This is a genomic window from Pseudomonas sp. LSJ-87, from assembly GCF_032971465.1.
Taxonomy (GTDB): domain Bacteria; phylum Pseudomonadota; class Gammaproteobacteria; order Pseudomonadales; family Pseudomonadaceae; genus Aquipseudomonas; species Aquipseudomonas putida_Z.
In genome coordinates this window covers 21,195-43,447 of sequence record NZ_JAWJYQ010000048.1, presented here as the reverse complement: position 1 = coordinate 43,447, position 22,253 = coordinate 21,195, and the positions used below count along the sequence as shown (strand labels likewise).

Genomic DNA, 22,253 nt, shown 5'->3' with positions numbered 1-22,253 from the left:
TAAATACGGGCGTTTTCCTACATTAAACCCGGATGCTGCCGATGCAATTGTTACCTGCCTCGTGTATCGAAAATAAAAAATCCGGGAGCGTCGATGAGCATCAAACAGAAACTGACCTGGGCATTCGCGGTCATCGCCGGCTTGCCCATCGTCCTTGTGGCCACCCTGGTGGTCCTCAACCTGCGTGGCGAAGCCCGCGACGGATTCCTCGATGGCAGCAGCCGGGAAATCCGCCAGGTCAGCAACGCGATGAACATCTTCTTCCAGGGCATCAACCAGAACGTCGAGTATCTGGCTGCGCAGCCGATGGTCGCCGCCACGGGTAGCGAACTGAACAAGTACATGAGCGCAACCCCGTCCTATGAACTGGGCGACCAGGCCAGCAAGCTGCTGGAGTTCATGACCCGCCTGGCCACCACGCATCCCAGCTATGCGTACCTGTCCTACGGGGTGAATGACGGTGGCTATGTCGGCTGGCCGGCCGGGCAGAAGTTCGTCAATTACGACCCACGCACCCGCCCCTGGTACCAATTGGCGATGGCCAACCCTGGCAAGACCTTGCGTACCGGCGCCTACTACTGGGCTGCCGACGACGCCGTGCTGGTCAGCACTGTGCGCACCGTCGCCAACCAATTGGGCAACCCCGGCGGCGTGGTCAACGTCGACGTCTCGCTCAAAGGCCTCACCGAGATCGTCCAGCAGATCAAGCTGGGCGAAAGCGGCTACGTGCTACTGGTGGAGAACAACGGCAACGTACTGGTCGACCCTCGTGACGCCAAGCACAACTTCAAGCAACTGGCGAGTTTTGGCGACGGGTACGCCGAGCTGGCCAAGCACGGCAAGGGGCTGGCCGAAGTGGAGCTGAATGGCGTGCGCTACATGGCCAACATCTACCCGGACGAACAGCTGGGCTGGACCTTGATCGGCCTGATCGAACAAAGCGAAGTGATGCAGACCACCACCCGCCTGACCTGGCTGATCGGCGTGGTGGCCCTGGTACTGGCCGCGCTGTTCGCCGTGGTCGGTGCCACCTTTGCCAAGCTGATCGTGCGCCCGATCAACAGCGTCACCAGCGGCCTGGAAGATATCGCCCAGGGCGAGGGCGACCTGACCCGCAACCTGGAAATCCGTGGCCGCGACGAAACCGCGCAACTGGCCAGCTGGTTCAACCAGTTCCTCGGTGCCATTCGCAGCCTGATCCAGCACATCGGTGCTGCCGCCAGCAAGATCCTCAGCACCTCCAGCAGCTCGACCCGCGTTTCCAGCGACATGGCCGAAGCCGCAGGCCGACAGCGCGAAGCGGTGGACATGGTCTCTACCGCCTTCCACGAAATGGTCGCCACTGCCAACGAAGTGGCACGTTCCTGCAGCCAGGCAGCGCAGTCGGCCGACAGTGGCCAGCAACAGGCCCGCGAAGGCCAGCAGCAGATCGATGCCGCGGTACATAGCGTCGACCGCCTGAGCCAGGAGATCGAGCAGTCGGCGCAGTCGATCCAGCAGCTGGAACGTGACAGCAACGCCATCCAGTCGATCCTCGGCACCATCCGCTCGATTGCCGAGCAGACCAACCTGCTGGCGCTCAACGCCGCCATCGAAGCGGCCCGTGCCGGCGAGCAGGGCCGTGGCTTTGCCGTGGTTGCCGACGAGGTGCGGGCGCTGGCCAAGCGCACTGCCGATTCCACCGCCGAGATCGACGGCCTGCTGGGCAACCTGGCCAGCCGCACTGCCGAAGTGGCCGCACAGATGCACGCCAGCCTGGAGGTTTCGCAGCAGTCGGTGAGCCGCATCGGCCTGGCCCGTGACAGCTTCGGGCAGATCCGCGAGTCGGTGGATGTGATCCGCGACATGAACACCCAGATCGCCACGGCGGCCGAAGAGCAGCACCAGGTGGCCGAGGACATCAACCGGCACATCAGCCAGATTCACGGCGATGCGCAACTGGTGGCCGAACTGGCCCAGGCGGCGCGGATGGATTCGGAGAGCCTGGCCGGGTTGTCCAATGAGCTGGATGCGCTGGTGCGCAGGTTCCGTACCTGATGTGTTGCCTGCGCCGGCCTCTTCGCGGGTGAACCCGCTCCCACAGGATCACCGCAGCTTTGCAAGCTGTGCAGTACCTGTGGGAGCGGGTTCACCCGCAAAGAGGCCGGCGCAGGCGACCAATCACTAAAGCCTCAATTCTCCCGGCGTCGCACCGAACAATTGCTTGAACGCCGCAATGTAAGCCGAGGTGGAGTCATACCCACACCCCAACGCCGCCTCGGTCACACTCTCCCCCGCCTCCAGCAGCGCCAACGATGACAACAGCCGCATACGCTGCCGCCAGTTGCGAAAACTCAAGCCCGTCTCCCGCTGGAACAGCCGCATCAGCGTCTTCTCCGAGCACCCCAACTCTCGCGCCCACTGCTGCAAGGTCTGCGACTGGTCCGGTGCAGCGATCAGACCATTGCATAGCGCCAGTAACCTCGGGTGCCGTGGCAGTGGCAGCGAAAAACCGACCTCGGGCAGCATGCGCAACTGGTCGAGCAGCACTGCCACCAGCCGCGCCTCGGCGCTGTCACCCTCCGGGTAGTCTGCCGGGAACAGGCAGAACTGCTTGATCAGTTCGCGCGCCAGCGGGGTCACTTCCAGTACCCGGCATTGCTCCGGTGCCCACGGGCAGGCATCCCGGCGCACGTAAAGGCTGCGCATTTCGGCCTGCATCGAGGTGACCACTTCGTGTTCGGCATCGGCTGGTATCCACACGCCCCACTGGGGCGGCGCGAAGTAGCTGCCTTCGTGGGTATACACCCCGAGAACGCCGCTGATGGCGTAGGAGAACTGCACCCAGTCGTGCTGGTGGCGGGTGGTCCAGGAGCCGGCGCCGAGGCTTTCGGCACGGGCATAGAGTGGCCTGGGCAGGTGGTCCAGCGCCGGTATGGCGCGGGGGTGTCCGATGATCGGCATGGCGGTTTCTTGTAGTTCTGACCAGACAAGCCTAACAGCTGATTCGTGGTCAAGTCAGGCGCGGTCTCTGTGGGAGCGGCCTTGTGTCGCGAAAGGGCCGCAAAGCGGCCCCAACAATTTTTGCTGTGACGCTGAAACCCCGGGGCCGCTTCGCGCCCCTTTCGCGACACAAGGCCGCTCCCACAAGGCGTGGCTTCAGCGCTCGACGATGACGGTCACCCCCTGCCCACCCGCCGCACAGATCGAAATCAACCCCCGCCCCTTCCCCGCCCTCGCCAGCAACTTGGCCAGGTTGGCCAATATCCGCCCACCGGTCGCGGCAAACGGGTGCCCGGCCGCCAGCGAACTGCCCTTGACGTTGAGCTTGCTGCGGTCGATTGCCCCGAGCGGCGCATCCAGCCCCAACCGCTCACGGCAATAATCGGCATCTTCCCAGGCCTTGAGCGTGCACAGCACCTGGGCAGCAAAGGCTTCGTGAATCTCGTAATAGTCAAAGTCCTGCAGCGTCAGGCCATTGCGCGCCAGCAGCCGCGACACCGCATACACCGGCGCCATCAGCAAGCCTTCGCGACCAGTGACGAAATCCACCGCAGCGGTTTCGCCATCGACCAGATAGGCCAGAACCGACAGCCCCTGCTGCTCGGCCCATTCCTCGCTGCCCAGCAACACCAGCGAAGCACCATCGGTCAGCGGTGTGGAATTGCCCGCCGTCAGCGTGCCCTGCCCGCTGCGATCGAAGGCCGGCTTGAGCCTGGCCAGTTGCTCCAGGGTCAGGTCGGGGCGCAGGTTGTTATCACGGGTCAACGACAAAAACGGCGTCAGCAGGTCATCCTGCCAACCTTCGGCGTACGCGGCAGCCAGCGCCTGGTGGCTGAGCAGCGCCAGCTCGTCCTGTTCGGCACGGCCAATGCGCCAGGCCTGGGCCATGCGTTCGCAATGCTCGCCCATCGACAACCCGGTGCGCGGCTCGCCGTTGCGCGGCAATTCGGGTTTCAGGTGGTGAGGGCGCAGCTTGAGGAATGGCTTTAGCCGCTCGCCCAGGCTTTTGCCACGGTTGGCCTGCAGCAAGATGTGGCGCAGGCCTTCGTTTACCGCAATCGGCGCATCGGAGGTGGTGTCCACGCCGCCGGCAATCCCGCAGTCGATCTGCCCTAGGGCAATCTTGTTGGCCACCAGCAGCGCTGCCTCCAGCCCGGTGCCGCAGGCTTGCTGGATGTCGTAGGCCGGCGTCTGCGGCGACAGCCGCGAGCCCAGCACGCACTCACGGGTCAGGTTCATGTCACGCGAGTGCTTGAGCACCGCACCGGCCACCACTTCCCCCATGCGCAACCCATGCAAGCGGTAGCGTTCGATCAGCCCTTCGAGGGCGACGGTGAGCATCGCCTGGTTGCTGGCCGTGGCGTAGGCGCCATTGGAGCGGGCGAAGGGAATTCGGTTGCCGCCCAGGATCGCGACCCGGCGAAGTGAACGCATGCGCTTGTTCCTCCTGAAACAATTTGATCCGTACAGCCTAGGTGTTTTTACCGCATTCGAACGACCTTGCCACAAAGTTGGTCCACACTTTCAAGCTTGCCTTCCGGGAGACCCACTCATGAGCGATCGCTACCTCGGCTTTGCCAACTCCAACCTCGGCCGCCGTCTTGTGGATGCCATTGGCCTGCCACGCCCGGCGCCGCTGGAGCGCTGGCAGGCCGGCCGCCTGCGCCCGGTCGAAGGTGCCCTGGTACTGGGTGGCGGGCCACTGGCGAGCCAGGTCGAAGCCATTGCCCCGCGCCTGACCGACACGCTTTACAGCTTCAATACCGACAACCTCCAGGCCGAAGAGTGGGTGGCTGGCCTGGGGCCGAAGATCAAGGCCGTGGTATTCGATGCCAGTCACCTGTCCGACAGCGACGCGTTGAAGCAGTTGCGCGAATTTTTCCAGCCACTGCTGCGCAGCCTGGCGCCGTGCGCCCATGTGGTGGTGCTGGGCCGCGCACCAGATAGCCTCGACGACCCGTTGGCCAGCATTGCCCAACGGGCCCTGGAAGGCTTCAGCCGCTCGCTGGCCAAGGAGCTGCGCAACGGTGCGACCGCGCAGTTGCTGTACGTCGGCCCCGGCGCGGAAGACCAGCTGGAAGGTGCCCTGCGCTTCTTCCTCTCGCCCAAAAGCGCCTTCATCTCCGGCCAGGTGCTGCGCCTGCATGCCTGCGCCAGCCAGGTCGAGGACTGGACCCGGCCGCTGGCTGGGCGCCGCGCCCTGGTAACCGGTGCCGCGCGCGGCATCGGCGCCGCCATTGCCGAAACCCTGGCCCGGGACGGTGCCGACGTACTGCTGCTGGATGTGCCGCAAGCCAGCCAGGACCTCGACGCCCTGGCCGCGCGCCTGGGCGGCAAGGCGCTGCCCCTGGACATCTGCGCCGGCGACGCGGCAACGCAACTGCTTGCAGCCCTGCCCGACGGCATCGACATCGTGGTGCACAACGCCGGTATCACCCGCGACAAGACCCTGGCCAACATGACCCCGGAATACTGGGACGCGGTGCTGGCGGTCAATCTCAAGGCACCGCAGGTGCTGACCCAGGCGCTGTACGACAACGGCGCCCTGGGTGAAAACGCGCGCATAACCCTGCTGGCCTCGGTCAGCGGCATCGCCGGCAACCGCGGGCAGGCCAACTATGCCGCGAGCAAGGCCGGGCTGATCGGCCTGGCCCAGGCGTGGGCGCCCCGGCTCGCCGAGCGCGGCGGCAGCATCAATGCCGTGGCACCCGGTTTCATCGAAACCCACATGACCGCCGCCATGCCCATGGGCCTGCGCGAGGCCGGGCGACGCTTGAGTTCGCTTGGCCAGGGCGGCCGCCCGCAGGATGTCGCCGAAGCCATCGCCTGGCTCAGCCAGCCGGGCTCCGGTGCAGTCAACGGCCAGGTGCTGCGGGTATGCGGCCAGGCCTTGATGGGGGCCTGAACATGAGCCGACACTGGCACGACCTGCACAGCCCGGCTTCGCGCGCCAGCCTGTACCTGCGCGCGGCCAGCAAGCGCAGCATCAGCGGCGACCAGCTGCCGGACGACGGCCTGCGCTGCTTCATCCGCGTCCAGCCGGGCAACCTGGCCGCCTATCGACGGTTGTGTCACTTCACCGACGATGGCCGCCTGCCGGGTACTTATCCACATGTCATGGCGTTCACGCTGCAGTTACAGTTGATGACCGCGCCAAACTTCCCCTTCCCGCTGCTCGGCCTGGTGCACCTGCACAACCGCATCGAGGTGCTGCGCCCACTGGGCGGTATCGAAGGGCTGCGCTTTGCGGTGCATGCAGGCAATCTGCAAGCGCATGCAAAGGGCGGCACCTTCGACCTGGTCACCGAAGCCGAAGACGGCATCGGCCTGCTCTGGCGCGAGACCAGCCGCATGCTGGTGCGCGGGTTGAAGCTGGAAAGCGAGGCAGGTGAGCCTGCCGAGGACGAACCGCAAGCATTGCCAGAGGCGACCCGCTGGTACGCCGACAGCGATATTGGCCGGCGTTATGCCAAGGTCTGTGGGGACTACAACCCGATCCACCTCAGCGCAGCCAGTGCGCGGCTGTTCGGCTTCCCCACGGCCATTGCCCATGGCATGTGGAGCAAGGCCATGGCCCTGGCGGCACTGCGCGGGCACCTGCCGCACAGTGGCTATGCCTTCGAGGTGGATTTCCGCAAACCGGTGCGGTTGCCGTCGGAGGTGGTGCTCGGTGCCAGTGAGGCGGGGGCTGCGGGAGAGCTGCGGCTGGATGGGCATGGAGGGGTTCTGCATATGGTCGGGCGCTGGGACCGGCTTTAAGCCCTCATCGCCGGCAAGCCAGCTCCCACAGGGGACGCGCAGGCTTGGGCCGGTAATTATCCTGTGGGAGCTGGCTTGCCGGCGATTGGGCCGCATAGCGGCCCCCTTGCTTTGCATCGGGCCTGCGCAGAAGCTATGCAGCATTAGGAGACCCCCGATGAACCTGCAAGAACTCACCCAACGCCTGCACCAGATCCGCGACAACAACGACTGGCGTGGCTTCCATAGCCCGAAGAACCTGGCCATGGCCGCCAGCGTCGAAATGGCCGAGCTGGTGGAAATCTTCCAGTGGCTGAGCGAAGACCAATCGCGCCAGCTGCCCGCCGACAAGCTGGCCCATGCCGGCCAGGAAATCGGCGATGTGGTGCTGTACCTGTTGCTGCTGTGCAGCGAACTGGGCCTGGACATGGACCAGGTGGTGCGAGCCAAGCTGGCCGACAGCGAGAGGCGCTTCGCCCGATGAACGACCGTCATTTCGATGAGCTGGCCACCCGCTTTGCCGAGAAGATCTACGGCGGCGCCAAGGGCGCCATCCGCCTGGCCGTGCTGCAGGCCGACCTGGCCGAAGCCCTGCCCGACCGCCCGCTGCGCATACTCGACATTGGTGCCGGGTTGGGTCACATGGCCTTGTGGCTGGCCCAGCGCGGCCACCAGCTGACCCTGGCCGAACCCGCCGCGCCCATGCTCGACGGCGCACGGGCGCGCTTTGCCGAAGCCGGCCAACCGGCCACCTTCATCCAGGCCCCCTGGCAAGACCTGCTTGGCCAGCTGACCGAACCCTACGACCTGGTGCTATGCCACGCCGTACTCGAATGGCTGGCCGAGCCCGAAAGCATCCTGCCGGTGCTGCACCAGCTCACGGCCCCTTCCGGGTGGCTGTCGCTGGCCTTCTACAACCGCGACGCCCTGGTCTATCGCAACCTGCTCAAGGGCCATTTCCGCAAGTTGCGCAGCAACCGCCTGGAAGGTGAAAAGCAGAGCCTGACCCCGCAAAAACCGCTTGATCCACGCGAACTCAGGGCGCAACTTGATCCTATGTGGCAGGTTGAAAGCGAAAGTGGCGTGCGGGTGTTCCACGACTACATGCCCAAGGAATTCCAAGGCAAGGCCGAGCTGCTCGACCTGCTGGAAATGGAACTGGCCTACCGTCGACACCCCAGCTTCGCCGGGCTCGGCCGCTACCTGCACTGGGTCTGCCGCCCCCGCTGACCTGCCCGCCGGGAGGAATACATGCCGTACCGTCTGTTGTGCCTGGCCGTGCTGCCGCTTGCCCTGGCTGGCTGCCAGGGCAGCAACCCCTATGTGGCCAGCAGCCGCCCGTTACCACCGGCGCCTGCCCAGGCGGCCAGCACCTTCGATGCCAGTGCCTACCCGACACCGGCCCGAGATTACGGGCACTACCGTAGCTGGAGTTGGCGCGACGGCCAGTTGCCCAGTGGCTCGGTCGATACCGACCCGGGGCAACTGGCCGATGCCGTCAGCGGCGCGCTGGACCAGCATGGCCTGCGCCCCGCCCGGGGCGGCCCCGGCGACTTGCTGGTCAGCGCCGACATACGCCTGGAAAAGCGCTTGCGCCAGGTACGTGACTACGATGCCTACGACCCTTACTACGGCCCGTACCCCTACGGTGGTGTCGGTTATGGCGGCTACCGCCATGGCTATGGTGGCTATGCCAGCGTGCCCATCGTGCGCACCTATGAGGTGCAGGTGATGGTGGTGCGTATCGACCTGTACGACGCCCGCAGCGGCCAGCCGGTATGGAGTGCCAGCGCCGAAAGCGGCAGCGACAAGGACTCGCCGCGTGAACGCGAAAGCGCCCTGCGCGATTCTGTGCACAAGGCGCTCAACGGCTATCCTCCCAGTTGATATCCAATGGAGAACCATCATGTTGCGCCGTCTCGTTCTACTGTCATTCGCGTTATTGCTCGCCGCCTGCTCCAGCAATAACGTCCAGCAGGATTTCGATGCCAGCCGTGACTTTGCCGCCTACCGCAGCTGGGCATGGCAGGAACCGGGCCTGCAGTACCGCCCGGACGACCCACGAATCAAGAGCGACCTGACCGAGCAGCGCATTCGCCAGGCAGTCGCAAATCAACTCGACCAGCGCGGCCTGCGCCCGGTGCAAAGTGGCGCGCGGCCAGACCTGACAGTGCGCGCGTACCTGATCGTCGAGCAGCGCCAGCAACAGATCACCACCAACTACGGCGGTGGCTGGGGGGGCTACTGGGGCGGCTACTGGGGTGGGCCGATGTACAACGAAACCCGCAGCGTCGACTACAAGGTCGCCACCATCCAGATCGACCTGTTCGATGGGCGTGACAGCAAGCTGGTGTGGCGCGGCAGTGCCGAGCAGATCATGAACAACTACCCGCCAAGCCCCGAGGAACGCAACAGCGCGATCCAGAACACCGTGACCAAGGTGTTGGCCAACTACCCGCCGGGGAGCAAGAAGTAACACCGAACGCGGTTATGCAGGCGCCGCAGCCCCTGTGGGAGCGGGTTTACCCGCGAAGAAAACAACGCGGTGCATGGCACCGGCTTTGCCGGTGTTCGCGGGTGAACCCGCTCCCACAAGAGTCGCCTGCGAGGCCTGTTTCAACAGCGACAAAATCCATCCCGGCCACGCCTTTTTCTTTCTCCCGCTCCACTCCCCACAGGTTCCCGTCTATCTTCACTTAAGGAAACCTGACTGACCGGGTAGATGTGTTCAACATTTGGGAAGGGCGACCTGCCAATGCAAAGCATTGTTCTCCTGCTGTGGCTTGCCTTGTGCTCCGAACAGGACGTGCGTCAACGCCAGATATCCAACATGCTCACCCTTGGCGTGGCTACCTGCGCCCTGGCTTGGCTGTTCGCCACCGGTCACAGCTGGATCGGCGCCGATGCCAGCGATGCAGGCTGGGCGCTGGCCATCGTCATGCTGCTGACGCTGCCCGGTTACATGCTCGGCCGTTTCGGCGCCGATGACGTCAAGCTGATGGGCGCCCTGGCCCTGGCCACCAGCCCGCAATACGTGCTTGGCACCTTCATCGGCGCCGGTGTCAGCGTGCTGCTGTGGCTGCTCACCCGCCGGCGCCTGTGGACCTTGCTCAACCCAAAGGTGAAAAAGCGTTTGCAGGCCCTGACCGAAGAAATGGGTGACAAGCAGGCGTTCGTCCCCTATGTGCTGGCCGGCTTTCTGTTGACAGCGGTATGGGTCCAATGAGCCAGCCTGTGGTCCGACACCTTGTACAAAACTTGTACATATTCGCTTGGTGCGACTATTTTTAAACTGCCAGAGCGTCTGGCCCGGGAGCAGGGCCGTATACGAACAGGGAGTGGATCGTGTCCAGACAAGTGAGTGAGTTGAAGGTTTTGGTGGTGGACGACCAACCGGTCATTGTCGAACAACTCTGTGAATTCCTCGAAACCAAGGGCTATGTTTGCGTACCGGCCCATTCTGCTGACGAAGCCATCGAGCGCTATATGGCAGACCCAGCCATCGGTCTGCTTATCTGCGACCTGCACATGCCGGGACGGGATGGCGTTGAACTGATGCGCACCCTGAAGCAGGTCGACGGCGGCCAGCGCATGTTCGAAGCCATCATGTTGACCGGGCGTGCCGAGAAACAGGACGTGATCCGCGCGCTGCGCGAAGGCTTTGCCGATTACTACCAGAAGCCGGTGGAGCTCGATGAACTGCTTGAAGGCGTACGTCGGCAGGAAGAGGCATTGCTGGAACGCCAGCGCAACTTCCACGACCTCGGCGGATTGAATCAGCGCCTGCAGGATCTGGCCGAATCGATTGACGAGCTCTACCAGGATTTGGAAAAGGCCCGGGGCCAAGGTACTCATCGACGTGCCACGGATGTGGAAGAAAGCGAAAGCGAGCTGCCAGCGGCGTTCGGGAAGCTGTCGCCACGCCAGCTGGAGGTGGCCCGCCTGGTGGGCAAGGGCAAGACCAACTACCAGATCGCCTGTGAGCTGGGCATTACCGAGAACACCGTGAAGCTGTATGTGTCGCAGGTGCTGCGCCTGACCCACATGCACAACCGCACCCAGCTGGCCCTGGCGCTGACACCCAGTTCGTCGCCGGTGCATCAGCGGTTTACTACCCACTAAACAGGTAGCTTCAGGCTGCGTTGCAGCTCATCGCGACCCCTGTGGGAGCGGGCGCGCCCGCGAACACCGGCGCAGCCGGTGCCATGCACCGCGTTGGATTCTTCGCGGGCGCGCCCGCTCCCACAGCGCCCCCCTTACATTTGAACGCCAAGCGTCAACGTCAGCCGAGGCCCGCGGTCCAGGCTGTCCAATGCCACATCCGCCAAAGGCTTGGCCAGCTCCAGCGCCACATTGAACAAGCGCCCATCGCCCAACCGCACACCAAGCGCCGCCGAAGCCAGGTGGGTATCCTCCACAGGCCCCCGGTTATGCCAGGCCTGCGCCGTATCCAACACCACATAGGGCTGCACCAACGCCAGCCAGTTGGCGTGCATGCTGTAATTCACCTCGTAAGCCACACCCCAGCCCTTGTCCCCGTCCGCCTGGTCGCGCGGGTAGCCACGGCCGAAACTCTGCCCGCCAAACCCCGCACGCTCGCTGTCGGGCAAGCGGTCATCACTCCAGTACAGCGCCCCGGACACCACCCCCTGCCAGTTACCGAGCAGCCTGTCGCTCTGCAAACCGGAAAGCCGCAACCGCAGAAAATCCAGATCGTGGTCGGCATCGCTGCGCGCCCCTAGGTAATCCAGGCCCTGATAGACCCCGGCGCTGACGATACGCAAACGGCCCTCTTCCACCTTGCGCCAGTCGCCCTCGAATGACAGCGCACGCACGTAGGTGTCGTAGTCCCGTGCCGATGGCAACCCATCCACCCGGTCCTCGAAGTGCTCACTGACCGAATACACCTGCCCCTGCACCACCATCCATTCATCCGGCCTGACGATCACCGGCTGGCGCAGGCCGATCGCATAGCGATCGCTGTCGCGCTTGCGGGTGATGTCACGGCCATCGTCCAGACGAATCCGCGTGCCGGGCTCGCTGCGATAGCGCGAAGCCGACAGCAGCAGCTGACTGCCGCCCGCGTCCAGGTACTGGCTGTAGGCCAGGCGCTGGTAATGCACCTGGTCATCCCCCGGCGGCAGCAACAGGCTGGCCTCGATCTGTTCGGCAAAGCGGGTCTGGGCGTGGCTGGTTGCCGTCAGCAGCGCCTGCGCATCGTCGCGGTTGCCATCAGCAACGGTAACCGCAGCGCTGAACGGCTTGCGCTGCGCATGCACGGTCAACCGCGCAGCACCATCAGCGGTTTGCGCCACGGCCAGCTGCGGCTCTATCGTCACCCCCGGCAGGCGCTCGGCCAGGCCCAGGTAGCGCTCCAGCGTTTCCCGGGTCAGCGGGCGCTCGGTTGCAAGCCGCTCCAGCAGTTGGTGCAGATAGGCGCTGGCCGGGCCAATATCGCCGTCCACGCGGTAATCACGGATATAGCCTTCGACCAGCACCACATTGACCCGGCCATCGGCCACCTCCTGCGGCGGCAGGTAGGCGTATGACAACAGGTAGCCTTCCTGCCGATAGCGCTGGGTCAGGCGCGCGGTGTACTGCTGCAGCTCGCCCAACGTGGTCTGGCGCCCGATCAGCGGTTGGTAGTGTTCGCGCAGGTCGCTCAAGGGGAACACCGTGCCGCCTTCGAAGCGCACTTTATGCAGCACCAGCGGGGTATCCGCAGGCGCCCACGCGGGGCTGTCGCCATCCGCCCCGGCCAGCTGCAGGTGAACGCTGACTGGGCGGTAGGCGTCTATCGGCAGGTTGGCGCCGGGCAGGCGACGTTCGTACTCATGGCTGTCGAGAAAACCCGGCAAAGGCTCGGCATGGGCCGCAAGCGCCCAAGGCAGCAACAACAGGGGCACGGCCAGAGGACGCATAGGGCGCTCCATGTTCCCTGGGGCTGCGTTGCAGCCCTTCGCGGGCGCGCCCGCTCCCACCGAGATCGCGCTTTCCTGAACCCAGCACCAAACCTGTGGGAGCGGGCGTGCCCGCGAAGGGCCGCAAAGCGGCCCCAAATTGCTTGACTGACAGGCATCAGGGGCGCCAGCCGGTCACACCCGTTACTTGCAAGCGTAGGTGCTGCCTCGGCCCTCGTCGAACAGCTACTCGCTGACCTGGAACGCCACGCGCGCCGTCTCGCCGCTTTCATCCAGCGCGCTGATTTCCGCCTGGCCTACCTGTTGGAAGCGCACCAGCAGGCTGTCCTGCCCCTGGGTTTCGCCCAATGGCTGGCCGTTGAGGAACCACCAGCGCCGCCCGCCGCCGCCCAGCGCCGACACATACAGTTGCAACGGTTCGCTGCTGGTGGCCGGGCGGCGCAGGTTGTCGCCCGGGCGCACGCCCACGATCGAAAGCGGTGGCGCGCTGGCTGGCACCTGCGGCGGGCAGGCTGGGTCGATGGCCGGCAGGCGCGCCGCACGCCGCTCCACACGTGGCAGCCAAGGCTCCAGCGGGGCGGGCCATAGGGCGATCTCGCGGGCCTTGGCGCCCGGGCAACTGCCATCGACGCGCAGCCCCTGGTCGTTGACCCATACGCTTTCGCGCAGGCCCAGGCCGAGTGGCTGGTCGGCGGCCTGCAGGGTTGGCGGGGTAGTGCCGTCGAGGGTCCAGGCGAAACGCTGACGCCGGCAGTTGCGGTCCTGTTTGTTCATCGGCTGGCCCAGCGGCCAACAGATCGCCGCCACGCCGACATTGGCCGGCACCCGCTCCACCGGCACGCCGATGCCACGCTGGCTGTCACGGTTGCTCAGCAGGTCGTGCACCTGCAGCATCAGCGGCGCCGCCGAAGCAAGCCCGAATTGGCCGGGTACCGGTGTGCCGTCGGGGCGGCCGATCCATACGCCGATCAGGTAGCGCGGGCCCACGCCGATCGACCAGGCATCGCGAAAGCCGTAGCTGGTGCCGGTTTTCCAGGCCAGTTGCGGGCGTTGCACCAGCTCGGCATGCGGGTCGCGGTCGGGGCGCGCCTGGCCGCTGAGGATACGCCGGATGATCCACGCAGCCCCTGGTGACAGCAGGCGCCGTTCCAGCAACGGATCCTGCGGTTGCAGGCGCACCCGCGCACTGTTGCCACCCCGCGCCAGCGCAGCGTAGCCACCCACCAGGTCCTCCAGGCGGCTGCCCGCGCCACCCAGGATCAACGACAGGTTGGGCTCGGCCAGGGGCGGCAGTATCAGCGGCATGCCCGCCATGCGCAGTTGCGCGGCAAAGCGTTTCGGGCCGTAGGCCTCCAGCAGCTGCACCGCCGGCAGGTTGAGCGACAGCGCCAGCGCCGAACTGGCAGACACCGGCCCGCTGAAACCCATGGAGAAGTTGCCGGGGCGATAGTCGCCATAGCGTCGCGGCACATCCTGCAGCAACGACTCGGAATGGATCAGGCCGTCATCCAGCGCCATGCCGTAGAGGAACGGCTTGAGGGTGGAGCCCGGCGAGCGCAACGAACGCACCATGTCGACATGCCCGAAGCGGCGCTCGTCGGCCAGGTCGATGGAGCCCAGGTAGGCACGCACCGCCATGGTCTGCGCATCGACCACCAGGATGGCGGCGGAGGTGCGCTCCGGCAGCCGTGCGCGCCAGCCCAGCAGCAGGTCTTCGAGGCGACGCTGCAGCGCGGCGTCGAGCGTGGTGCGGATCAGCGGCGGGCTGTCGGCGCTGTTCAGGCGCCGGGCCAGCAGCGGCGCCAGGGCCGGTTCCTGACGTGGCGCCAGCAACAGCGGTTCTTCACCTGCCTCACGGATTTGCTGGGCCGGCCACACCTGGTATTCGGCCAGGCGTTGCAGCACCTTGTCCCGGGCGCGCTGGGCACGCTCGGGGTGGCGGTCCGGGCGCAGGCGGCTGGGCGCCTGGGGCAGCACGGCCAGCAGCGCTGCTTCGGCCGGGGTCAGGTGCATGGGTGACTTGCCCAGGTATGCCCAACTGGCGGCCGCCACGCCCTGCAGGGTGCCGCCGAAAGGCGCGCGGTCCAGGTAGATCTGCAGGATTTCGCGCTTGGACAAATGCCATTCCAGCTGCGCCGTGCGCCACAGCTGGCGCAGTTTGCCGGCCAGGGTGCGTTCATGCGGGTCGAGCAGACGCGCGACCTGCATCGACAGCGTGCTGCCGCCCGACACCACACGCCCGCCACGCAGGTTCAGCCAGGCAGCGCGGGCCAGGGCCAACGGGTTGACCCCGGGGTGGCTGTAGAACCAGCGGTCCTCGTAGGTCAGCAGCGCCTGCAGATACAGCGGAGAAACCTCGTCGGGGCTGACCGGGTAGCGCCACACGCCATCGGCATCGGCAAAGCGCCACAACGGCGTGCCGTCCTCGGCCAGCACCACGCGGGCCAGGTCGTCGCCGGGCATGGGCAGCGGCCAGAGGCGGTCGGCCAGCCACAACAGGCCGAACAGCACCAGCATGCCGATCACCGTGGTGCGCAACAGCCTGCCCGCACGGGTACGCGGCCGCGTTAAGCTTGGCATCGGGAACCGACCTGGCCAGGTGATGGCCAAAGGCTTGGGAACGGCAACATCGCCGATTCGTTCATCAGGAAGCAACTATGCATGTAGAAGGTTTTTTCGAGTGGCTGGGCCAGGCGCTGGGGTCGTTGATCCGCTTCATCGTCGACGCATTGAGCGGGCTGTTCAACCTGCTGGCCAGTGCCGGAGGCAATTTCATCGATGGCCTGGCGCGCACCTTGGGCATGGAGACCTCGCTGCTCAGCATCCTCGCCCTGATCATCGGGCTGGTGCTGCTGTACTCGGCAATCCGCGCGTTCATGCGCGCCTCGATCATCCTCGGGATCATCTGGCTGCTGTTGGGGTTGTGGGTGATGAGCTGGGTGATTCACTGACATTGAACTGCCCGGCGCGGACCTGTGGGAGCGGCCTTGTGTCGCGAAAGGGCTGCGCAGCAGCCCCAGGATCTCAGCTCCGCCGCTTGAAATGCCGGGGCCGCTTTGCGGCCCTTTCGCGACACAAGGCCGCTCCCACATAGTGCGCGCAAGGCAGGTGCTTAGCGGGCTTTTACGGTCATCTCCCCTTGCCCATCCCCCACGGCCTGCAGGTTTGGCCGGTACATCGATTCGACCTGCGGCGGCGGCACGCGGTAGGTGCCCGGGGTCACTGCCCGAGCCAGGTACAGCAGGTGGGTGGTGCCGTAGCTGTCCAGCTTGAGCGCAGCGACATAACGGTCATCGCGATACTCCTGGTGCACCACGCTGGCGTTCTGCATCGACTCGCGCCATTCCTTCACCGCACTGCTGGCGTTGTCCAGGCTGGCGGCACTCTGCGCCAGGTTCTGGTTCTCCAGTTCCAGGCCTGCCGGCAGCAAATCCACCACCAGCGCATCCGGCACCCGGTCTTCAGCCTTGAGCGCCAGGTGCACCAGCACCAGGTCGCCGCTGCGCAGGTTGTGCAGGTCCAACGGCTGGCCGTTCATGCCCAGGTACTCACGGCGGATCTGCATGCCGTTGCCACCGGCCGCAGGCGCCTGGCGTGGGTAACCCGACAAGGTCAGTTGCTGGTACAGCGTTTCGCTGCCTTGGTTCTGCACACTCAATGGCGAAGCCAGCAACGGGCCTTCGAGCTTCATGCCGGCCTCGGCATTGTTGAACTCGCGCACTTCGCCCGCGCTGTCCAGGCGCGCCTGCCACTGGCCTTCCGGCTTGCCCAGCAGGCCACGGCCGGCCAGGAACAGCGCATTGCGCTCCTGGGTCGACAGCCAGCGGTTGGCCGCCAGTTCATCCGACAGGGCGAACAGGCGCTGGTCGACCTGGCGGCTGGCCAGGTTGCTTTCCTGCAGCAGCGCCAGGATCAGTGCCTGGTCGCGCAGGGCGCTACCATAGTCGGCCATCCAGCCTTTACCGCGGCTGATGCCCAGCCCCGCCTGCAGGGCCTGCTCGGCACGCGGCTTGTCGCCCATCTTGTCCAGCGCCACCGCCAGTTGCACCAGCGGCAGGCCAGAGCGGGCGTCGGCGCGGCGTTCGAACAGGCCACGCAGGGCACCCAGCGGCGCCTGCTGGCTGCGCGACAGCACCAATGCCGCATAGGCCTGCACGGCGAAGCGGGTGTGTTCGGCGTTCTCGCTGTAGTCGACTTCGATCAGGTTGCGCTCCTGCAGGTAACGCAGCAGGCGCTCGCTGGCCTTCTTCAGCGCTTCGGCCGGCACACCATAGCCTTGGTCACGGGCGCGCAGCAGGAAGTCGGTGACATAGGCGGTCAGCCAGTATTCTTCTTCGCTGTCCGAGCTCCACAGGCCGAAGCTGCCGTTGTAACGCTGCATGCCCAGCAGGTGCTCGATACCCATCTCGATCTTGCGCTTGCGCACATCGGCTGGCTCACCCTTGATGCCCAGGCGCTTGAGACTGTCGGCATCGGCGTACAGCGACGGGTACAGGCCGCTGGTGGTCTGCTCCAGGCAACCGTAGGGGTAGGCTTCGAGGGCACGGATCTGCTCGGCCAGGTTCAGCGGTGGCCGGCTCGACAAGGCCAGGCTGGCTTCAAGCCCGGCGGGTTCGAAGGCGGCCAGGTCTGCTTCAGGCAGGGTCCATGGCTGGTCCTTCAAGGCCACGCGGTAGTGCTTGAGCATCGCCGGGTAGGCCGGGCGCACGCCCAGCGTCCACTCGCGCTCGAACGCACCGGTCGGCTCGTTCGGCAACTGCAGGCCAGTGACCCGCACATGCACCTTGCCCTGCCCCAGGCCACCCTGGGCCTGTACCGGGATCATCAGCGTCGAGCGCTGGCCTTCAGCCAGGGCAACGTTCTGCACGGCGTTGGCCACCAGGCTCAGCTGCCCTTCGGTGCTGATTTCAACGTTCAGCTGCTGGGCACGGCCCGACAGGTTGGCCAGGTCCAGCGCCAGGCTGGTGCGGTCGCCACCGGCCAGGAAACGCGGCGCCGAGAGCTCGGCGATCAGCGGCGCAGCGACCACGGTCTTGCCTTCGGCCATGCCGAACTGTTCCTCGGTCCAGGCCTGGGCCATCAGCCTCAGTTCGCCATTGAAGTCGGGGATATCGACCGTGGCCTGGCCCTCGCCCTTGTCGTCCAGGGTCACCGGCAGGCTCTGCTGGGCGACGATGGTCACCGTGGTGTTGGGGCGCTTGCCACCCTTGGCCATCGCCGCGTCACCACCAAATGCCAGGCTGGCCAGGCGACCCTGGCCGGCTTCGATCAACTGGCCGTAGATATCCAGCTGGTCAGCACCGTAAGCCTTGCGCCCGAACAGGCTGGCGAACGGGTCGGGGGTCTTGAAGTCGGTGATGTTGAGGATGCCCACGTCCACCGCCGACAACAGCACATGCACCTGTTTCGGCACGCTGCCATCGGCATTTGCAGCCTTGACCTTCACGGTCAGCGGCTGTTTCGGACGCATTTTGTCCGGCGCCTGCAGGCTCACCGCCAGCTTGCGCTCGGCGCGGTTCAGCGGCAGGTGCAGCACGCCCACCGCGCGTTTCGGCGTGGCGTTGGCCTTGCGCTCACCCGGGCGGATCACCAGCGCGCTGATGTACAGATCGTGGCGGGCCCACTGCTTGTCCAGCTGCACGTCGAACGTCTTGCCCTCGGCGGGCACGTCGATCTCCTGCCACCACAGCGGGCCATCGCTGGACTCGATCATCAGGTAGCCACTGCCGGCTGCGGGCGGGGTGACGGTGACCTTGGCGGTAGCACCGTCGGCGTAGGCCGGTTTGTCCAGCGCCAGCTTGACCTGGTCCGGTCGCACCGCGCCGCCTTCGGCGTTGTCCTGGGCGCGGTAGCCGGCCCAGAAGCGCGCGCTGGACACCAGGCCTGTCTCCGGGTCCTCCACCTCGACACGGTACGGGCCCCATTCCACCTGGAAGCTCAGCTTGGCGGTGGAGCCGGCCTTGACGCTGACGGTCTCTTCGCTCTGGGTGAGGAATTTCTCGTTGTAGGCGTAGCTCCAGCCATCGCTCTGCGAGTAGTTCCAGTAGTAGTCGCGGCGCTCGCGTACCAGCCGCACCTTGAGGTCGTTGGCCGCCAGCTTCTTGCCGTTGCGGTCGGCCACCAGGAACTCGAACTCCACCGGCCCGTCACTGTCGGTTTCCTCGCCGTCGAACAGGCCTCGCAGGCCTGGCAGGCGCTCGGCCGGCCAGATGGGTTGTTCCAGGCGCCGGGTGATCGGCCGGCCACCGGACTCCTGCAGGCTGGCCTGCACGGTCAGTTGCAGCGGCGAGCGGGCTTCGGCCCAGCGGCTTTCGATATCGACCACGGCCTTGCCGGCCTGGTCGAGGGTGACTTCGTCCAGCTCCAGGTCCTGGTTCAGCTCGGTTTCGGTGACCGAGCCGAACTGGTAGCCAGGCAGCGCCGGTACCGCCTCGCGCAGCGGGCGAACATAGGCCTGGCCGCTCAGGCGGTTGCCGGCAGCCGGGGCGCCGTAGAGGTAACGGCCATTGACCTGGATGCGCGCATCCTGATCCGGAGACAACGGTTTGCTGCTGCCCTTGAGTTCCAGCGCCAGGCGCTCGGGCAGGAAGTCTTCGACGAGGAATTCATACACCTGCTTGCGCCCACCGCCCAGGTCGAGCAGCAGTTGCCAGCGCCCGGTCGGCGCCTCGCTGGCCAGCTGCAGCTGGTACTGGTACAGGCCATTGCCGTCGGCTTCCCAGACGAACTTGCGGCTGACCTGCTCATCCGGGCGACGCACTTCCACGCTCACTGGCTGCGCCTTGACCGGCTTGCCGTCCTGGTCGCGCAGCAGGCCGTTGAGCAACACCGTTTCACCGGGGCGATACAGGTCACGCGGGCCGAAGATGAAGAACTGCAGCGGGTTGGCCTGCGGGCCGGTGATGTCGAACTCGGCCAGGTCCAGCGCCGCGCTGCTCAGGCGCAGCAGGGTGGTGTGCACACCCTGGGTGGCGATCAGGGTGTCGGCCTTGGGCGTGATCGGCAGCTGGGCGTGGCCATCGCTATCGGTGCTGGCCTGGGCCAGCAGCTTGCCCTTGTCGTCATGGATTTCCAGGTTCACGCCGTTCATCGCCTTGCCACCTTCCAGGGCCTGGGCGAACACATCGAGGCGGTCGCGGTAGCGATGCGCGGACACACCGATGTCGCTGAGGGTGAACAGCGTCGCTGGTTGCGAGTAGTCGTAGGTGCCCGAGGCTCGCATCACCGCCAGGTACACGCCTGGCTCCTGCAGCGGCTTGATGCCGGCGATCGGCAGCAGCACGGTCTCGCGGGTGTTGCGTGCGGGATTGAGGTCGAAGCGGCCGCTGTAGACCAGATCGGCCATGTCCAGGGTTTCCTTGGACTGGTAGTAGTACAGGCTGCTGTTGCGCCCCCAGTTGACCAGGAAGGTCGAGAGCATGTCCGGCTTCACGCGGAAGAACTCGACATCGACCTTGTCGACGTTGAGGGCGATCACCGGCAGGCCCTCGGCCAGGCGCGTGGGCAGCAGCGAACCACGGCTGGCGAAGCCGATGGTCGGCTGCATGTCGCGGGTTTCCAGGCGGCTGATCGACTCGCTGTCCAGTTGCCTGCCATTGACCGCCAGCAGGCCCTTGTCGACGGTCAGCACCAGCTTGCGCTGCGGCTCCAGGTGGCGCAGGCGCAGCTCCATCTGGTTGTCGGAGAGCTCCCAGGCGCCGTCCAGCTTGCCTTTGACGGTGTCGACCAGGTGCACTTTGCTGGCGAAGTCCTGCTTGGCATCCAGCGGCGCGGAGAAGCTGATCGACAGCGTCGCGGCGCCATCGAGCTGCACTTCGGAAACATCCAGCACCGTCAGCTCGCGGCCCTCGTAGCGTTTGGCGAGTACGGCCGGGTCTTCGCGTTGGGGTGCCGGGGTAGCAGCGGGCGCTGTGGCCGCCGGCTTTTCGGATGGCGCCGGCTTGTCCGGCGTCGAAGAGTCACAGGCACTGAGCAAAGCCAGCGCGCAGGCCAGCAACAATCCTTTGTTGAACATGGAGTAGAACTCTTAGGCAGCGTGTACGTGAGGGCAGCAACTATAGCGCAACTATGGTCGCGCGAATTGACTGCATGGCCGGTACACTGCTGGCAATTTAGAAAAGCGGGGGCGCTTTGCGCCCCTTTCGCGACGCAAGGCCGCTCCCACAGGTACTGCACAGGCTTCCAGTTTGCACGCCACCTGTGGGAGCGGCCTTGTGTCGCGAAAGGGCTGCGCAGCAGCCCCAGGATTCCCCAGGACACCCGATGACCTCACTGACCGCCGACTGGCAGCACCGCCCCACCCACCACAAGGTCTGGGCCCTGGCCGCGCCGATGATCCTGTCCAACATCTCCGTGCCGCTGGTAGCCCTGGTCGACAGCACGGTCATCGGCCACCTCCCCCACGCCCACCAGTTGGGTGCCGTAGCCGTGGGCGCCACGCTGTTCACCTTCATGGTCGGCCTGATGGGCTTCCTGCGCATGGGCTCCACCGGCTTCGCAGCCCAGGCCGCCGGGCGTGGCGACGGTGCAGCGTTGCGCCAGGTATTGGTACAAGGGCTGTTGCTGGCGGTCGGCTTCGCCCTGCTGATCGGCTTGCTGGCCCTGCCCTTCAGCCAGTTGGCGCTGCACGCGATGCAACCCAGCGCGGCCCTGCAGCAAGCCACCGAAGACTTCTTCCATACCCGCCTGCTCGGCCTGCCCGCGGCACTGGCCAGCTACGCCCTGGTCGGCTGGTTCCTCGGCACCCAGAACGCGCGGGCGCCACTGGCCATCCTGCTGACCACCAACCTGCTGAACATCGTCTTGAACCTGTGGTTCGTGCTTGGCCTGGGCTGGGGCGTGCTAGGTTCGGCGCGGGCGTCGGTGATTGCCGAGTGGAGCGCCGCCCTGCTCGGCCTGGCCCTGACCCGCCCGGCCCTGCGCGCCTACCCGGGGCAGATCGTGTGGGCGGCGCTCAAGCGCTGGCAGGCCTGGCGGCCGCTGCTGGCGGTGAACCGCGACATCTTCCTGCGCAGCCTGGCGCTGCAACTGGTGTTCCTGCTGATAACCGTGCAGGGCGCTCGCCTGGGCGAAGCCACCGTGGCGGCCAATGCCCTGCTGCTCAATGGCCTGCTGCTGACTGCCTATGCGCTCGACGGGTTGGCGCATGCGGTGGAGGCCCTGTGCGGCCATGCCATTGGCGCCCGCGACCGCGACACATTGCGCCGCTCGCTGGTGGTGGCCTGTGGCTGGTCGCTGATCACCAGCCTGGGGTTTGCCGGGTTGTTCCTGCTGGGCGGGCACCTGTTCATCGATTTGCAGACCGACATCGAAAGTGTGCGGGCAGCGGCTTATCCGTACCTGCCGTACCTGGCATTGCTGCCGTTGATTGCGGTGTGGAGCTATTTGCTGGATGGCTTGTTCATTGGCGCGACCCGGGCGCGGGAGATGCGTAATGCGATGTTGGTGTCGGTGGTGATTGCGCTGCCCTTGGGAGTGCTCATGGGTGGGTTTGGCAACCATGGGTTGTGGTTGGCGTTTCTCGGGTTCATGGCGTTGCGGGCGGTGACGTTGGGGTGGGTGGGGTGGCGGTTGCAGGAAAAAGGGCTTTGGGTTCAGTAATGCCGGGGCCGC

At 65.9% G+C, this 22,253-nt stretch carries 16 protein-coding genes and 1 pseudogene; 12 read left to right on the top strand and 5 right to left on the bottom strand.

The genetic code is table 11. From position 1 onward, the window contains the following. Nucleotides 1-93 precede the first annotated feature (93 nt). Nucleotides 94-1,179, top strand: a pseudogene (locus tag RYH74_RS26610) (sensor histidine kinase); the annotation flags it as partial. Nucleotides 1,180-1,269: 90 nt separating this feature from the next. Beyond that, nucleotides 1,270-2,037, top strand: coding sequence for a methyl-accepting chemotaxis protein (locus RYH74_RS26605; protein ID WP_371033815.1), 768 nt, complete (start codon nucleotides 1,270-1,272; stop codon nucleotides 2,035-2,037). Between the two features lie 126 nt (nucleotides 2,038-2,163). On the opposite strand, the gene RYH74_RS23010 is transcribed toward RYH74_RS26605, so the two are convergent. After that, complete coding sequence (locus RYH74_RS23010) at nucleotides 2,164-2,943, bottom strand: helix-turn-helix transcriptional regulator (protein ID WP_317410214.1); 780 nt, start codon at nucleotides 2,941-2,943, stop codon at nucleotides 2,164-2,166. A gap of 195 nt (nucleotides 2,944-3,138) precedes the next feature. After that, entirely contained in the window at nucleotides 3,139-4,416 is a 1,278-nt protein-coding gene (locus RYH74_RS23005; protein ID WP_317410212.1) for an acetyl-CoA C-acetyltransferase, read from the bottom strand. Nucleotides 4,417-4,534: 118 nt separating this feature from the next. Between RYH74_RS23005 and RYH74_RS23000 the strand changes: the two genes are divergently transcribed. The 8 genes from RYH74_RS23000 to RYH74_RS22965 all read left to right on the top strand — a co-directional run bounded on the left by RYH74_RS23000 (nucleotide 4,535) and on the right by RYH74_RS22965 (nucleotide 10,842). Then, complete coding sequence (locus RYH74_RS23000; RefSeq protein WP_075044502.1) at nucleotides 4,535-5,887, top strand: 3-oxoacyl-ACP reductase; 1,353 nt, start codon at nucleotides 4,535-4,537, stop codon at nucleotides 5,885-5,887. A 2-nt stretch (nucleotides 5,888-5,889) separates the two neighbouring features. Then, on the top strand, nucleotides 5,890-6,741 hold the full coding sequence (locus RYH74_RS22995) for a MaoC family dehydratase (protein ID WP_317410209.1): 852 nt from the start codon (nucleotides 5,890-5,892) through the stop codon (nucleotides 6,739-6,741). Nucleotides 6,742-6,898: 157 nt separating this feature from the next. Continuing rightward, complete coding sequence (locus RYH74_RS22990) at nucleotides 6,899-7,204, top strand: MazG-like family protein (protein ID WP_013970728.1); 306 nt, start codon at nucleotides 6,899-6,901, stop codon at nucleotides 7,202-7,204. After that, complete coding sequence (locus RYH74_RS22985; protein WP_015268825.1) at nucleotides 7,201-7,950, top strand: methyltransferase domain-containing protein; 750 nt, start codon at nucleotides 7,201-7,203, stop codon at nucleotides 7,948-7,950. The genes RYH74_RS22990 and RYH74_RS22985 overlap by 4 nt, the downstream gene beginning before the upstream one ends. Before the next feature lie 21 nt (nucleotides 7,951-7,971). Next, nucleotides 7,972-8,607, top strand: a complete 636-nt coding sequence (locus RYH74_RS22980; RefSeq protein ID WP_025337577.1) for a DUF4136 domain-containing protein — start codon at nucleotides 7,972-7,974, stop codon at nucleotides 8,605-8,607. Between the two features lie 19 nt (nucleotides 8,608-8,626). Then, nucleotides 8,627-9,196 carry a DUF4136 domain-containing protein gene (locus RYH74_RS22975; protein ID WP_075044499.1) on the top strand — a complete coding sequence of 190 codons (570 nt, stop codon included), beginning with the start codon at nucleotides 8,627-8,629 and terminating at the stop codon, nucleotides 9,194-9,196. A gap of 279 nt (nucleotides 9,197-9,475) precedes the next feature. Continuing rightward, nucleotides 9,476-9,946: a prepilin peptidase gene (locus tag RYH74_RS22970; RefSeq protein WP_075044498.1), complete on the top strand. Its 471-nt coding sequence runs from the start codon at nucleotides 9,476-9,478 to the stop codon at nucleotides 9,944-9,946. Between the two features lie 119 nt (nucleotides 9,947-10,065). Beyond that, nucleotides 10,066-10,842 (top strand): response regulator transcription factor, encoded by a 777-nt coding sequence (locus tag RYH74_RS22965; protein WP_317410205.1) that lies wholly within the window; start codon nucleotides 10,066-10,068, stop codon nucleotides 10,840-10,842. Between the two features lie 134 nt (nucleotides 10,843-10,976). Here RYH74_RS22965 and RYH74_RS22960 read toward each other — a convergent pair whose 3' ends face one another. Together RYH74_RS22960 and pbpC are read right to left on the bottom strand one after the other, a co-directional pair. Next, entirely contained in the window at nucleotides 10,977-12,641 is a 1,665-nt protein-coding gene (locus RYH74_RS22960) for a ShlB/FhaC/HecB family hemolysin secretion/activation protein (protein ID WP_317410204.1), read from the bottom strand. 225 nt (nucleotides 12,642-12,866) lie between these two features. Further along, a complete protein-coding gene (gene pbpC, locus RYH74_RS22955) occupies nucleotides 12,867-15,221 on the bottom strand; it encodes a peptidoglycan glycosyltransferase PbpC (protein WP_286100974.1) in 2,355 nt (784 codons plus the stop codon). Nucleotides 15,222-15,298: 77 nt separating this feature from the next. Between pbpC and RYH74_RS22950 the strand changes: the two genes are divergently transcribed. Further along, a complete protein-coding gene (locus RYH74_RS22950; protein WP_025337571.1) occupies nucleotides 15,299-15,592 on the top strand; it encodes a hypothetical protein in 294 nt (97 codons plus the stop codon). Between the two features lie 161 nt (nucleotides 15,593-15,753). Here RYH74_RS22950 and RYH74_RS22945 read toward each other — a convergent pair whose 3' ends face one another. After that, the gene (locus RYH74_RS22945) at nucleotides 15,754-20,655 is read right to left on the bottom strand and encodes an alpha-2-macroglobulin (RefSeq protein WP_317410203.1); all 4,902 of its coding nucleotides are present in this window, start codon (nucleotides 20,653-20,655) and stop codon (nucleotides 15,754-15,756) included. Between the two features lie 248 nt (nucleotides 20,656-20,903). Here RYH74_RS22945 and RYH74_RS22940 point away from each other — a divergent pair, with 248 nt between their 5' ends. Next, complete coding sequence (locus RYH74_RS22940) at nucleotides 20,904-22,241, top strand: MATE family efflux transporter (RefSeq protein ID WP_317410202.1); 1,338 nt, start codon at nucleotides 20,904-20,906, stop codon at nucleotides 22,239-22,241. Nucleotides 22,242-22,253 lie beyond the last annotated feature (12 nt).